This is a genomic window from Bradyrhizobium centrosematis (assembly GCF_045571495.1).
Lineage (GTDB): Bacteria > Pseudomonadota > Alphaproteobacteria > Rhizobiales > Xanthobacteraceae > Bradyrhizobium > Bradyrhizobium centrosematis.
Genome location: NZ_CP120703.1, coordinates 7,015,822 through 7,029,949, shown reverse-complemented (window position 1 = coordinate 7,029,949; position 14,128 = coordinate 7,015,822). Strand labels below are relative to the sequence as shown.

At 64.9% G+C, this 14,128-nt stretch carries 14 protein-coding genes; 4 read left to right on the top strand and 10 right to left on the bottom strand.

All coding sequences use genetic code 11. From position 1 onward, the window contains the following. Window positions 1-102: 102 nt before the first annotated feature. Complete coding sequence (locus tag P6U31_RS33135) at window positions 103-1,002, bottom strand: transcriptional regulator GcvA (protein ID WP_407185808.1); 900 nt, start codon at window positions 1,000-1,002, stop codon at window positions 103-105. Window positions 1,003-1,112: 110 nt separating this feature from the next. On the opposite strand from P6U31_RS33135, the gene P6U31_RS33130 reads away from it, so the two are divergent. Further along, entirely contained in the window at window positions 1,113-1,316 is a 204-nt protein-coding gene (locus P6U31_RS33130) for a DUF1127 domain-containing protein (RefSeq protein ID WP_407185807.1), read from the top strand. A 66-nt stretch (window positions 1,317-1,382) separates the two neighbouring features. Beyond that, the gene (locus P6U31_RS33125) at window positions 1,383-2,006 is read left to right on the top strand and encodes a GNAT family N-acetyltransferase (protein WP_407185806.1); all 624 of its coding nucleotides are present in this window, start codon (window positions 1,383-1,385) and stop codon (window positions 2,004-2,006) included. 72 nt (window positions 2,007-2,078) lie between these two features. Here the strand turns inward: P6U31_RS33125 and P6U31_RS33120 are convergent, their stop codons facing one another. Next, window positions 2,079-2,909, bottom strand: coding sequence for an enoyl-CoA hydratase (locus P6U31_RS33120; protein WP_407185805.1), 831 nt, complete (start codon window positions 2,907-2,909; stop codon window positions 2,079-2,081). A gap of 117 nt (window positions 2,910-3,026) precedes the next feature. Next, window positions 3,027-3,728 carry an SDR family NAD(P)-dependent oxidoreductase gene (locus P6U31_RS33115; RefSeq protein ID WP_407185804.1) on the bottom strand — a complete coding sequence of 234 codons (702 nt, stop codon included), beginning with the start codon at window positions 3,726-3,728 and terminating at the stop codon, window positions 3,027-3,029. Between the two features lie 230 nt (window positions 3,729-3,958). On the opposite strand from P6U31_RS33115, the gene P6U31_RS33110 reads away from it, so the two are divergent. Next, window positions 3,959-5,743: an acyl-CoA dehydrogenase family protein gene (locus P6U31_RS33110; protein WP_407185803.1), complete on the top strand. Its 1,785-nt coding sequence runs from the start codon at window positions 3,959-3,961 to the stop codon at window positions 5,741-5,743. Window positions 5,744-5,917: 174 nt separating this feature from the next. Beyond that, window positions 5,918-7,006 carry a Zn-dependent alcohol dehydrogenase gene (locus P6U31_RS33105; RefSeq protein WP_407185802.1) on the top strand — a complete coding sequence of 363 codons (1,089 nt, stop codon included), beginning with the start codon at window positions 5,918-5,920 and terminating at the stop codon, window positions 7,004-7,006. A gap of 101 nt (window positions 7,007-7,107) precedes the next feature. On the opposite strand, the gene P6U31_RS33100 is transcribed toward P6U31_RS33105, so the two are convergent. The 7 genes from P6U31_RS33100 to P6U31_RS33070 form a co-directional block, all read right to left on the bottom strand. Then, entirely contained in the window at window positions 7,108-8,580 is a 1,473-nt protein-coding gene (locus tag P6U31_RS33100; protein WP_407185801.1) for an amidase, read from the bottom strand. Window positions 8,581-8,670: 90 nt separating this feature from the next. After that, the gene (locus P6U31_RS33095; protein WP_407185800.1) at window positions 8,671-9,201 is read right to left on the bottom strand and encodes a cytochrome b; all 531 of its coding nucleotides are present in this window, start codon (window positions 9,199-9,201) and stop codon (window positions 8,671-8,673) included. A 26-nt stretch (window positions 9,202-9,227) separates the two neighbouring features. Continuing rightward, entirely contained in the window at window positions 9,228-10,199 is a 972-nt protein-coding gene (gene mbfA, locus P6U31_RS33090) for an iron exporter MbfA (RefSeq protein ID WP_407185799.1), read from the bottom strand. A 67-nt stretch (window positions 10,200-10,266) separates the two neighbouring features. Continuing rightward, entirely contained in the window at window positions 10,267-11,415 is a 1,149-nt protein-coding gene (locus tag P6U31_RS33085) for an alpha/beta fold hydrolase (protein ID WP_407190026.1), read from the bottom strand. A 70-nt stretch (window positions 11,416-11,485) separates the two neighbouring features. Next, window positions 11,486-12,355 (bottom strand): MBL fold metallo-hydrolase, encoded by an 870-nt coding sequence (locus tag P6U31_RS33080; RefSeq protein ID WP_407185798.1) that lies wholly within the window; start codon window positions 12,353-12,355, stop codon window positions 11,486-11,488. A gap of 100 nt (window positions 12,356-12,455) precedes the next feature. Further along, a complete protein-coding gene (locus P6U31_RS33075; protein ID WP_407185797.1) occupies window positions 12,456-13,067 on the bottom strand; it encodes a glutathione S-transferase family protein in 612 nt (203 codons plus the stop codon). A gap of 168 nt (window positions 13,068-13,235) precedes the next feature. Continuing rightward, the gene (locus P6U31_RS33070) at window positions 13,236-14,078 is read right to left on the bottom strand and encodes a fumarylacetoacetate hydrolase family protein (RefSeq protein ID WP_128922277.1); all 843 of its coding nucleotides are present in this window, start codon (window positions 14,076-14,078) and stop codon (window positions 13,236-13,238) included. Window positions 14,079-14,128: the final 50 nt, after the last annotated feature.

The window sequence follows — 14,128 nt, the reverse complement described above, 5'->3', positions numbered from 1 at the left end:
GGCCGCACGCGACATCACTCTCACATGCGATAGCCCTGCCTGGAGGGGAAGGGTAAAGGGGGGCGACAGCGGCAGCGCTTTTGCGGAGGAAGTTGGCGATCTTCACGCCTTGTTCTGTGCCGCTGCGACCACCCATTGCCGGAACGCAGCCAGCTTCGGCGGCTCCCGATGGCCTTCCGGTGCGACTAGGTAGAAGCCGGCGTCCGCGGGCAGCGCGATCTTGAAGGGAACCACGAGCCGGCCCTTGGCGATGTCGTCCTGGACGTAGGAGGTCCGCCCCATCGCGACGCCGATGCCGTCGATCGCGGCCTGGATGGTCATGAAGATCATGTCGAAGGTGATGCCGGGATGCCGGGCGATGTCGGCCGGCAGGCCGGCCGCGGTGAGCCATAGCCGCCAGTCGTCGCTGTTGGCGTTCGAGGTGTGCAGCAGAGCGTGGTTGCGCAGATCTTCCGGCCAGCGCAGCGGCTTGTCGCCGCGCAGCAGCGAAGGACTGCACACCGGAAACAGCTCATCCGCCATCAGCCAGTCGGCGCGCAGGCCCGGCCATTGGCCGCGGCCGTAGCGGATCGCAGCATCGACGTTGTCGCGCTGGAAGTCGACCAGGCTTGTCGAGGTGGTGATGCGGACGTCGATGCCGGGATGTTGCTCCTGGAAATCCGCCAGCCGCGGCAGCAGCCATTTCGCGGCGAGCGAGGCCAGCGTCGAGACCGTCAGCACCTTGTCGTCGTCCTTGCGCAACAGCCGGTCGGTCGCAAGGCGCAGATCGTTGAAGGCGGCGCGGACGCCCGGGAGGTAGTCGCGCGCCTCCGGCGTCAGCGCCAGCGCGCGATTCTGCCGGATGAACAGGCGGATGCCGAGCTCCTCCTCGAGCCTTCGGATCTGATGGCTGATCGCGGTCTGCGTCACGTTCAGCTCGCTGGCCGCCAGCGTGAAGCTGAGGTGGCGCGCAGCGGCCTCGAACGCCCGCAATCCGTTCAGGGACGGCAATCTGGCAGTCATTTGGCAACAGGATACATGACGTTATTTCATGCGAAAAGGTACAAATTGTCGTTTGTCGCAGTGCACTAGGAAGCAGATATTAGCGGCCAGGTTAGCTCCAGGAGCTGAAAATGTCTACTTTGACCCACAACTCGATGACAAATCATCATGTGCCAGGGCTGATCGAGCAGATCGGCGAGACGCTTCACGTCTGGCATGAGCGCTACCGGACCCGGCGCGAGCTCACCCAATGGACCGCGCGCGATCTGCACGACGTCGGACTGTCCTGGTCCGATATCGCCTTCGAGGCCGACAAACCCTTCTGGCGGGCCTGATTGGCCGCCAGGCCGGCGCCGCCTGATTTCAGGGGCGCCGGCGGTCCCTTTCCGCACGGCAGTGTCATGAGCACCCTTCGCCTCGAAGACCTGAAGCAATATTCGGACGAGCTGCGGACCCGCGACGGCACGGCGCTCAACGTCCGTTTCGTCGAGCCGCGCGACGCCGACGAGCTGCAGCACTATTTCCGCTCGCTCTCGACCCGCTCCCGCTACAACCGCTTCTTCGGCGCCATCAGCGAACTGCCGAAGGGCCTGCTGCACGATTTCCTCGAGGTGGGCGAGCGCGACCGCTTCACCATCGTGGCGACCATGATGGTCGACGGCTTCGAGACCATCGTCGCCGAAGCGCGCTATGCGCTGCATGCGGAAACCGCGACGCTCGAATTCGGCCTGTCGGTCGACGACCGCTGGCAGGGCCATGGCATCGCCACCGCGCTGATGAAGAATCTCGAATGCCGCGCCGCCGCGCTTGGCGCCGAGCACATGTTCGGCGACACGCTGCGCTCGAACGATGCCATGGTCTCGCTCGCACGCAAGTCCGGCTTCGCCTTCGTCAATCATCCCGACGATTGGAAGCTGGTGCGCTTCGACAAGGAGATCGCGGTCGCACCGAAAGACATTCCCTGCGCGAGCTGGCGCCTCGCCGCCCTTTCCCGTCAGGCCGAACGCCCCTCAGCCTCGGCCTGACACACTGCAAGCCCGGCCTGGTCACCCAGCGCCGGGCATTTTTTTCGCTTGGTCCGGGCTACGGACCAACGTCTACTTCCCCGTAAAGACCGCCTTGCGCTTCTCGATGAAGGCCTGCACCGCCTCCTTGTGGTCGGCGGTCGTGGTCAGGCGGACCAGCCGCTCGGCCTCGTGGTCGCGCGCGGTCTCGAAGTCGAACAGCAGGGCCTCGTCGAGATTGTCCTTCATGTAGCGCAGCGCCAGGCGCGGACCTTCGGCGAGCGATTTGGCCAGCGCGAACGCCTCGGTCTGCAGCTTGTTATTGGGCACCACGCGGTTGACGAGGCCGATCGCTTCGGCGCGGGCGGCATCGACGCGATCGCCGGTGAACATCAATTCGCGGGCCCGCGCGGTGCCGACGAGGCGCGTCAGCAACCAGGCGATGCCGTAATCGCCTGACAGCGCGATGCGGGCATAGCCGGTGGCGACGAAGGCCGATTGCGCGGCGATGCGGATGTCGCAGGCCATGGCGATGGCGAGCCCGGCGCCGACCGCCGGGCCGGGCAGCGCCGCGATGGTCGGCTTGCGCACCGACACCAGCGCGCCGGTCAGTAGCCGCTGCCGTTCCTGGAGGTCGGCGATGCGATCGTTCAGCGACATCTCCAGCTTCTTGGGGTCGCGATGCGCGCCCATGCCCTTGACGTTGCCGCCGGCACAGAAGGCTTCGCCCGCGCCGGTCAGAAGCAGCGCGCCGACCTCGGGGTTCTCGCCGCAGCTCCGGATCATGCTGCGCAGCGCCGGCGTCAGCGCGTCCGACAGCGAGTTGCGCGCTTCCGGCCGGTTCAGCGTGATGATCGCGACACGGTCGCGGACGACGCAGAGCAGCTCGTTGGTGCCGGTATCGATGGTGGTTTCTGTGGTCATGCTGCCTTCCTCTCTTTCGTCATTGCGAGCGAAGCGAAGCAATCCAGTCTGCTTCCACGGAGACATTTCCGGATTGCTTCGCTTCGCTCGCAATGACGGTGTTGCTACGTTGTCGCCTCAAAACGTCTCCACCCAGGGCCGCAGCTCCAGCTCCCAGCTCCAGGCGCTGCGGGGCTGCTGCAACACGTTCCAATAGCTCAATGCGATCGCATCGGGGTCGAGCATCGAATCCGGCTTGTCGGCTGCTTCCGTGCGCGTCGCGCTACGAATGCCGCCGTCGATCACGAAATGCGCGACATGGATGCCCTGCGGCGACAATTCGCGCGCCAGGCTCTGCGCCAGCCCGCGCAACGCGAACTTGCCCATCGCGAACGAGGCGGACTGCGCATAGCCCTTGACGCTGGCCGAGGCGCCGGTGAACAGGATCGCGCCGTGCCTGTTCGGCAGCATGCGTTTTGCGGCCTGCTGCGCCACCAGGAAACCGCCATAGGCGCTGACCGCGATCGCATTGGCGACGTCGGCCGGGACGAGATCGACGAACGGCCCGCGCGTGCGGCCGCTGGCGTTGTAGACGACGAGGTCGGGCGTGCCGATCTCGCGCTCGACCAGGCCGAACAGGCGCTCGACCTCGTCAGGCTCGGTGGCGTTGCAGGCATAGGCTTTCGCGCCGGTCTCGCTGCAGAGCGCGCCGAGCTTCTCGATCTTCCGCGCGGCCAGCGCAACGCGAATGCCTTGGGCGGCAAGCAAGCGCGCCAGGGACGCGCTCAGTCCTTCGCCGGCGCCGACGATGAGGGCGATCTTGTATTTGGGATGTTCCATGGCAGGTCTCTCGGAAACAGGGAGCCGTTGATCTATGCATGCCTACGCGAACAACCAGCCGGCGCGATCAAAATTCCGCACAGCGAATTGCTCCGTCCCGGCAATCATGCCTCCCTGACAATTTGCGGGCTTTATCGCGCTTCCTGACTGGAGCATGATCGACATCATCCAACGCGGCAAGCGCCAAATCAGCGCAAATGTCCGCAAGGCGGAAACGATAGAGGACGATCATGCACAAGCCGGCCACTGCACAGCCGAAAAACATCGCGGCCGAGCCATCCGGCCTGCTCGCGCCCGACACCACCGGCATGAACTTCTATCGCGCCGATCCGGCGCTCACGGACCTGCTCCGCATCCATCTGCCGGAGAAGCTGTTCCGCCATATCGAGCCGCATCTTGACCGCCTTGGCGAGCTCGCCGGCGGCCGTCTCGACGAGTGTGCGCGGCTCGCCGACCGGCACACCCCGGTGCTGCATCAGCGCGACAAGTTCGGCCGCGACGTGCAATGGATCGAATATCACCCGGCCTATCGCGAGCTGGAGAACGCCGCGTTCGGCGAGTTCGGTATCCATGCGCTCTCGATCCGCAAGGGCATCATGGGCTGGCCGGACAAATATCCCGTCGTCGCCAAGCACGCCTTCACCTTCCTGTTCAACCAGACTGAATTCGGCATGGGCTGCCCGATCAACGTCACCGACGGCTGCGCCAAGCTCCTGGCGAATTTCGGCAGCGAGGCGCTGAAGGCGAAATATCTCGACGGTCTGACCTCGACCAACATGAGCAAGCTCACCCAGGGCGGCCAGTTCATGACCGAGAAGGAGGGCGGCTCCGACGTCGGCACGCTGACCACGCGCGCGGTGCAGGAGGGGGACCATTGGCGCCTCTACGGCGAGAAATGGTTCTGCTCCAACGCCGACGCGAAAGTCGTGATGCTGCTCGCGCGGCCCGAAGGCGCCGGCCCCGGCACGCGCGGTGTCGGCCTGTTCCTGATGCCGCGCTTCCTCGACGACGGCGCGCAGAACCACTACCGGATCGTGCGTTTGAAGGACAAGCTCGGCACGCGCTCGATGGCCTCAGGCGAGATCAAGCTCGAAGGCGCGATCGCCTATGCGGTCGGCAAGCTCGATCGCGGCTTCGTGCAGATGGCCGAGATGGTGAACTCGTCGCGGCTCTCCAACGGCGTCAAGTCCACCGCGCTGATGCGCCGCGCCTATCACGACGCCATGACGGTGGCGACCAACCGCGTGGTGTTCGGCAACCGCATCATCGACCTGCCGCTCGGCCGCCGCCAGATGCTGAAGATCATGCTGCCGGTCGAGCAGGCGCTGTCGATGAGCTTCCTCACCGCGGACGCGCTCGACCGCGCCGAAGCCGGCAGCCAGGATGCCGCGGCGTTGCTGCGCATTCTCACCCCGACGTTGAAATTCCGCGCCACTCGCGATGCCCGAAAGGTCTGCGGCGACGCGCTCGAGATGCGCGGCGGCATCGGCTATATCGAGGAGTTCGCCACGCCCCGCCTGTTGCGCGATGCGCATCTCGGCTCGGTCTGGGAAGGCACCGGCAACATCGTCGCGATCGATGCGCTCCGCCGCGCGATCGGCCGCCACGGCGGGGAGTCCGCGCTTGCGGCCGATCTGCACGCGCGGCTCGACGACAGCGCCTCGGTGCCGCAGGCCTGGCGCGATCATCTGCGCGGCCTCACCGATCGCGCGGTCGGTTTCGCGCGCGAGGTCGCGGGCAAGTCGGAGAACGAGGCCGATGCGCGCCGCGCCACGAGCGTGCTCTATCACGTCGCGAGCGCAGTCGCGCTCGCCTGGGAAGGGCATCGCATCCACGAGATGCGCGGCGATGCACGCCGGCTGCTGTTGTCGCGGCTCGTGGTCGACCATCGCGTATCGCCGAGCGATCCGTTCCGGCTGACGGAAAATCCGGCGCAAGCCAAGATCGCCGCGCTGCTGCTCGGCGATCGCGCGGCCGGCATGAGCGAGGTTGGCGAACTGGTTCTGGCAGCGTAGGCTGTTGCTTCACCTCTCCCACAGGGAGAGGTCGATTTGCGCAGCAAATCGGGTGAGGGGCTCAGATCCCACGAGGAAGCGTAATCCCTCACCCGGCGCTTCGCGCCGACCTCTCCCGATGGGAGAGGTGGAGTCCCTGCACGCGACGACAATCAGAACAACGAGGAAACACCGATGAAGGCCGCCGTCCTCTATGAAGTCAACCAGCCGCTCGTCATCGAGGATATCAGCCTGCCGAAGCCGGGGCCGCGCGAGGTCCTGATCCGCACGGCGGTCGCCGGCCTCTGCCACTCCGACCTGCACTTCATGGAAGGCCTCTATCCGCATCCGCTGCCGGCGGTGCTCGGGCACGAATCCGCTGGAATCGTCGAGCAGGTCGGCTCCGATGTCACGTACGTCAAGCCTGGCGATCACGTCGTCACGTGCCTGTCGGTGTTCTGCGGCACCTGCGAGAACTGCACCACGGGTCGCACCGTGCTCTGCACCGACACCACGGTGAAGATGCTGCCGGGCGTTTCGAACCGGATGCAATGGTCGAAGCCCGAAAAGCTGCACCAGTTCCTCAATCTCTCCTCCTTTGCCGAGCAGATGCTGGTGCACGAGAACGCGATCGTCAAAATCCGCAAGGAGATGCCGCTCGATCTTGCCGCGCTGATCGGCTGCGGCGTCATCACCGGTTATGGCGCGGTGGTGAACACCGCGAAGGTGACGGCAGGCGAGACCGTCGCGGTGATCGGCTGCGGCGGCGTCGGCATGGCCGCGATCAACGGCGCGCAGATCGCCGGCGCCGGTCGCATCATCGCCATCGACACCAATCCGGCGAAGCTCCAGCTCGCAACCAAGCTGGGGGCGACCGACATCATCAATCCCGCCGATGGCGACGTGGTGAAGCAGGTGCGCGACCTCACCAATGGCGGCGTGCATCATTCCTTCGAGGTGCTCGGTCGCAAGGAGACGGCCGAGCAGGCGTTCGGCATGCTCGCCTCCGGCGGCACCGCCACCATCGTCGGCATGATCCCGTTCGGGCAGAAGATCGAGCTACACGGCTTCGATTTCCTGCGCGAGCGCAAGATCCAGGGCTCCTCGATGGGCTCAAACCACTTCCGCGTCGACATGCCGCGGCTGGTGGATTTCTATCTGCGCGGCCGGCTTCACCTGGAGGACTGGATCTCGGCCAAGCTGAAGCTCTCCGAGATCAACGAGGGCTTTGCCAACATGAAGGCCGGCAAGACGCTGCGCAGCGTGATCGTGTTCGACAGCTAAGCGGTCCTGCCTCCGTCATTGCGAGCGCAGCGAAGCAATCCAGAAATGTCTCTGCGCATGCGGTCTGGATTGCTTCGCTGCGCTCGCAATGACGATCAAGGCTAATCGGCAAATAGTGGCGGTGGCACGAATCCACCAAATTCGCGCTCGATCAGCTCGGCGAGCTTGAGCGGCGTGCGGTCCTCGAGGAAGGGGCCGATGATCTGGACGCCCACCGGCAGGCCGTCCTTCGACAGGCCGAGCGGAACGGCCGTGGCCGGCAGGCCCGTCAGCGTGGCGATGCCGGGCCAGGCAAGCTGGTCCGGGTAGGCATGATCCTTGCCGTCGATATTGATGCGCCGCTTCTCTTGCTCCGGCGAATGATCGTGCGGATAGGCGGGAGTCGGCATGATCGGGCAGATCACGGCATCGAATGTCTTGAACAATTGCCGCCACTGCGCGCGCAGCCCGGCGCGCGCGCCCTCGTCGAACACCCAGGCCTGATGGGTGCTGGTCATGCCGCGCAGCCGCTCCGCGGCGAGGCTCTTGTCGTCGGGTGAGAGCTGCGCCGCGCCGGCCCGGGCGCCGGCGAGAATGTCGGGCGGAAAGAACGCGCCGAGAAAGCTCATCAGCATGCGCATGTAGAGGCGCGAGGCTTCGCGGAAGTCCGGAAACAGCGGGCTTTCGCGCGCGACGGTCGCGCCGAGGTTCGTCAATTGCCCGGCCAGCTTCTCGATCGCGCCGCGGATCTCGGCATTCGCCGGCAGCAACGGATGGCTGTCGATCACCAGCAGGCGGAAATCCTTTAGCCGGGCGTGGCGTGCGTCGGGCAGCGCGAGCTTGTATCCGACGCCGAGGTCGAGCGGGTCGGGGCCGGCCATCACGTCCAGCAGCAGCGTGAGATCGGCCGCGCTGCGGGCCATCGGTCCGATCACTGCCATGTCGCGCTCCATCGGAATCGCAGGAAATGGCGGCGGGGTATGGCCGCGCGTGGGACAGAGATTGTAGGTCGGCTTGTGCGCGTAGACGCCGCAATGGAATGCCGGCACGCGCAGCGAACCGCCAATGTCGGACCCGAGCGAGAGCGGACCGTAGCCGGCCGCAAGCGCTGCCGACGAGCCGCCCGATGAGCCGCCGGGCGTGCGGCCGAGGTCGTACGGATTGTTCGTCGTGCCGTAGATGTCGTTGTAGCTTTGCCAGTCTCCCAGCCCCACGGGAACGTTGGTCTTGCCGACAATGACGCCGCCGGCGTTCTTCACCCGGCTGATCGAGAGCGCATCCTCCGCCGGCCTGAAATCCTTCTGCGGAAGCCAGCCCCAGGTCGTCGGCAGGCCGGCGACGTTGTAGGATTCCTTCACCGTGACCGGCAGGCCGAGCAAGGGCTTTCGCTCGCCGCGCGCCAAGGCGGCGTCCGCATCGCGTGCCGCGCCGAGCGCGCGGTCGAAATCGCGCACGCAGATCGCGTTGATCTTGCCGTCGTGACGCTCGATGCGGCCGATGGCATCCTGCGTGAGCTCGACCGCCGAGACCTTCTTCGCGGTCAATGCGGCCGACAGCTCGACCGCGCTCTTGAAACTCCATTGCGATTTGGTCACAGCATTCTCCTGCGCTTCTGCGAGCCTATGATGCGCAGTTTTGCACGATGTCACAACCACCGTTTGATCGTGGTTGACCTGGTCGGAATGCTAGCCCGGCAGCATTCGTTGCATCACGCGGTCGCGATAGATGAAAATGTGCACGAACGCGGCGGCCACATGAACCCCGACGGTGACAAGAAGCGCCCATTCCATCGCCTGGTGCAAGCCATCGATGGCGCGACCGGCAGCTGCATTGTCGGACGCCAGCATCGGCAGGGGCATGGAATAAAAGAACGACACCGACCATCCCCGGAACGACGCGAACAACCAGCCGGAAATCGTCGTCGCAAGCACGAGCACATAGAGCAGCCAATGCACGGCTTCCGAACTCAATCGCTGCCAAGCGGGGAGGGAACTCTCTGGCGCGACGGGATGGGTGAGGCGCCAGACGAGGCGAAGGGCCGTCAGCGCGAGGATGACAATCCCGACCGAGATGTGGAAGGTCATCCCGACGCCCGGCGTCATGCCGCGGTGAATATCAGGCATCAGCCAGCCGATCGGATATTGCACGGCGAGCAGGGCCACAATGAGCCAGTGCAAACACTTGGCGGGTTTGCCGTACTGCAATTGAGCCGTCATGGGTTCGAACCTGCTGTTGCGCCAGCCTACGCCGCCCCGATCAGGATTCCCACCGCGAGCACGATCGCGCCGCCGAGCACGATCTGGAACACCGCCTGCAGGAACGGCGTGTCCATGTAGCGCGAGCGGATGAAGGCGATCGCCCACAATTCGAAGAACACCACGACGCAGGCGATCGCCGTCGCGATCCAGAACGCGTTGGCCCAACGATCCGGCACGAGATAGGGCGCGGTGTGGCCGAGCCCGCCGAGTGTCGTCATCGCGCCGCAGGTGACGCCGCGCAGCCAGGGCGAGCCGCGTCCCGTCAGTGAACCGTCGTCGGACAATGCCTCGGCGAAGCCCATGCTGATGCCCGCGCCGATCGAGGCGGCAAGGCCGACCAGGAACGTCTGCCAGTTCTGGTGGGTGGCGAAGGCCGCGGCGAACAGTGGCGCCAGCGTCGAGACCGAGCCGTCCATCAGGCCGGCGAGGCCCGGCTGCACATATTGCAGCACGAACATCCGCCGGCGCGTGCGGTCCTCCTCGGCGCGCACGTCGGGCTTCAGGATCTCGTCGGTCAGCCTGGCGGCGGTGTGCTCGTGGCCTTTCTCGGCTTCGGCGAGGTCGCCCAGCAGCCGGCGCACGTTGACGTCCTCGGCCTGCTCGGCAGCCTTCGCATAGAAGCGCTCCGCCTCGAGCTCCATGGTCTCGACTTCCCGGCGGATGGTGTCGAGCGGCAGGTTCTTGGTCAGCCAGATCGGGCGGCGGCGCAGAAAGCCCTTGACGTCCTCGCGGCGGATCGGCGGCAGATGCTGGCCGAAGCGCTGCTCGTAGAGCTCCAGCAGCATGTGGCGATGGCCGCGCTCCTCCTCGGCCATCTGTTCGAACAGCTTGGCCGAGTCCGGGTAGCGTTCCTTCAGATCCTCCGCGAAGGTCATGTAGATGCGGCTGTCCTCCTCCTCGGAGGAGATCGCCACAGCCAGCACCTCGCGCTCGGTCAGTTCGGCAAAAGTCTTCACGGCGGCCCTGTCACACTAGTTTAGAATCATTCTAAACTATATAGGGCGCCGCCCTTTCCGGGTCAAATCAGGCGGTGCCGGCCTTTGCGAGGAAGTCGAGCAGCAACCGGCTGACCTCGGCCGGCTGTTCCTGCTGCACCCAATGGCCGGCGCCGTCCACGAGATGGCAGCCGAGCAGCTTCGTGCACGCGCGCCCCTGCATCGCCTCGAACACGCCGGGGCGTTGATAAGTGCCCCAATCCTGCTTGCCCGAGATGAAGCAGGACGGCACGTCGATGCTGCGGCCTGCGAACAGCTGCATCTCGCTGTTCAGCATGCCCGACGTGCCGTAGCGGTACCATTGCAGCCCGCCCTGGAATCCGGTGCGGCGATATTCAGCGCTGTAATAGGCGAGCTCGCTGTCCGGCAGCCATCGATTGGCGGCAATCTCGGCTGGCGAAGGCATTTCTTTCGCGACCGTTTCCGCCATGGTCTCGCCGGCGTCCATCACGTAATAGGTCGGCAGCTTTGCAAGCTCGCCGGCGGACCATGACTTGAGCGGATACGGCTTGTTGTCGGTCCAGTCCGCACTCTTGTGGTGATAATAGGCACGCAGGAAATCATGCAGGCCCTGTGCTGCCTGCTGCATGTCGGCATTGGCTTCGCGTGTCGAATAGTACCATTGATAGTGCTTGCGCGGCCGCGGCAGCGCGGCGAGCTCGCGATGCACGGGGTCTTCGATCGCAGGCTTGGCTGGGGCCTCGACCGTGCCGAACGGCAGCGGCGGCGCGCCGCCGAACGGCGCGCTCATCAGCGTCACCGAGCGAAACACGTCGGGTCTTATCAGCGCGCACCAGGCTGCGACCGGGCTGCCGAAATCATGCCCGACGACATCGACCTGCCTGTAGCCGAACGCCGACACCAGAGCGAGCGCATCGCGCACCAGGTTGAGCAGCGAGAACGGTGCGAGATCGCCGTCGTAATCTGCGGTCCATCCCGTGGTGCGGCCATAGCCGCGCAGGTCCGGCGCGATCACGTGATAGCCGGCCGCGGCGAGCGCCGGCATCACCTTGCGCCAGGAGAAGGCCAGCTCCGGAAAGCCGTGCAGCAGCAGGATGCAGGGGCGGCCCTTGCTCTCGAAGCCGGCCTCGAGCACGTGCATGCGCAAGCCGTTGATGCCGTCGACATAGCGCGAGCGGATGCCGGCGGGGAGGGGAATATCGGGGAGTGATGTCATCATTTCCTCCGTCGTAGGGGCCTCTCCCCCTCCAGGGGAGGATGGGAGTTCGCGATGCAACCGCCTTACATCACACCGTCTCACACACGAACGCATTGCCCTTGCGCCGGATCTTCCCCACCGATGGCGAAGGGAAATGCGCCGTGCAGCATAGCGTGCCGGTGTCGCAATAGCGCTCCAGGAAGCCGCGACGCGTCGTTGCGGCCATGGCCGGATCGACGTCGAACTTGATCGACAGCTCCGGATAAAGCGTCTGCAACGGCGTGTGCATCAGATCGCCCGAGAACACGGCGTCGTCCTTGCCGCGCCCCATGATGATGGCGATATGGCCCGGCGTGTGACCGGGGGTCGGCAGGATGCGGATATGATCGCCGATCTGATGATCGTTGCCGACGAGCTCGTGCCTGTTGGCCTCGACCACCGGCAGCACGCTGTCAGCGAAAGGCGGGACTTCCGCCTTCGCATTCTGCACGGTCCAATGGTCAAATTCCTGCTTCGCGAAGACGTAGCGTGCCTTGGGGAAGGTCGGCACCCAGCGGCCGTTCTCCAGCCGCGTGTTCCAGCCGACATGGTCGACGTGCAAATGCGTGCACATCACGAAATCGATGTCGTCGACCGAGAAACCGGCGGCACCCAGAGCACGCAAGTAAGTGTCGTCGGTCTTCATGTTCCATTTCGGCCGATTGGGCCGTGGCTTGTCGTTGCCGATGCAGCTATCGACCAGGATGGTGTGGTGCGGCGTCTTCACGACGTAGGACTGGAAGCACAGCAGCAGAACGTCCTGCTCGTCCAGCGCCTTCGCCTCGCGCATCCAGGCCCGGTTCTCGGCCAGCACCTCCGCGGTCAATCCCGGCAGCATCTCCAGCGCCGGGACGAACGAGGTCTCCTGCTCGATGATGCGATGGATGGTGAGATCGCCGACCGAGAATTTCAGGCTCATGAGGACTCCCGCGATTACAGCATGATCCGGAAAAATGTGCAGCGTTTTTCCGACAAGATCATGCTCAAACAAGAAGCTAAAGCGCGACGATTGCCGCGCTTTAGCTGGCCGGCGGCACCGAGATCTTGACCGAGGGCCGCTCCAGCATCTTCTGGTGGAAGGCATCGAGCTTCGGATAGGCCTTGCGCCAGCCGCAATCGGCGAAGCGGAAGTCGGCATAGCCGAGCACGCAGATGAGCCCGATCTGCGAGATGTCGAACGGACCGTTCAGAACCTCGGGCATGTTCTCGAAGCGCGCCATGCCGGTCCATGCCCTGTTCCAGTGATCGTCCGACCAGGCCTGCCATTGCAGGCCCTGCGGCCGCACCATCTTCTCGTAGCGGCACAGCAGCATGGAATCGAGCATGCCGTTGATCAGGGAGTGGTTGGTCTTGGCCTTCCAGCGCCGCGGACCGTAGTCCGGGATCAGGCTGCCGCCGGCCATCTCGTTGAGATATTCGACGATGACATAGGAATCCAGGATCACGTCGCCGTCATCAGTGATCAGAACCGGCAGCTTCTTCAGCGGCGTGATCTTCGAATAGTCCTCATTGGCCGTGCCCGGCGCGACCGTTGCCGGCGTGAGCTCGATCTTGTCGATCAGCCCGAGCTCCATCGCCGCAATCCGCACCTTGCGGGCAAAGGGCGAGGCGGGGGAGAAGGTGAGTTTCATGGCGAGCATCCACTATTGAACGTTTGCTTCGTCATTGCGAGGAGCGAAGCGACGAAGCAATCCAGAGTGTCGCCGCGGAGGGATTCTGGATTGCTTCGCGGAGCCTGTCATCGGGCCGCGCTCTGCGCGGACCCGGTGGCTCGCAATGACAGGAGAGGGCGGGAGCATTTACGCCGCGATGATCTCCTGGCGCTGCTCGCCGAGGCCCTCGATGCCGAGCGTGACGACGTCGCCGACATTGAGGAAGGTCGGCGGCTTCATGCCGAGGCCGACGCCGGGCGGGGTGCCGGTCGTGATGACGTCGCCGGGCAGCAGCGTCATGAACTGCGAGACATAGGAAATGCACTTGGCCATGGAGAAGATCATGGTCTTGGTCGAGCCGGTCTGGCGGCGCTGACCGTTGACGTCCAGCCACATCGACAGGTTCTGCACGTCCTTGATCTCGTCCTTGGTCGCGAGCCACGGTCCGAGCGGGCCGAACGTGTCGTGCGACTTGCCCTTGGTCCATTGTCCCAGGCGCTCGATCTGGAAGGCGCGCTCGGAGACGTCGTTGCAGACGCAATAGCCGGCGACATGGTTCAGCGCGTCGGCTTCCGAGACGTACTTGGCGCGGGTGCCGATGATGGCGGCGATCTCGACCTCCCAGTCGAGCTTGGTCGAGCCGCGCGGCTTCTCGACCGGATCGTTCGGCCCGGACAGCGAGGTGTTCGCCTTCATGAAGATGATCGGCTCGCTCGGGATGTCGGCGCCGGTCTCTTTGGCATGGTCGGAATAGTTGAGCCCGATGGCGACGAATTTCGAGATGCCGGTGACGGGGGCGCCGAACCGCGGCTTGCCGGACACCGCGGGCAGCGAGGCGGGATCGAGGCCTGCCAGCTTCTTCAGGCTCTCAGGCGAATAAGCCTCGCCCGTGAGGTCCTTCACGTGTGCGGACAGGTCGCGCAACTGTCCGGATTTGTCGATCAGGCCGGGCTTTTCCGCACCCTTCTCACCATAACGAACAAGCTTCATTCTCGTTTCTCCCTAGGAATGGACCGATCGGTTAACAGCTTCATGGAGCA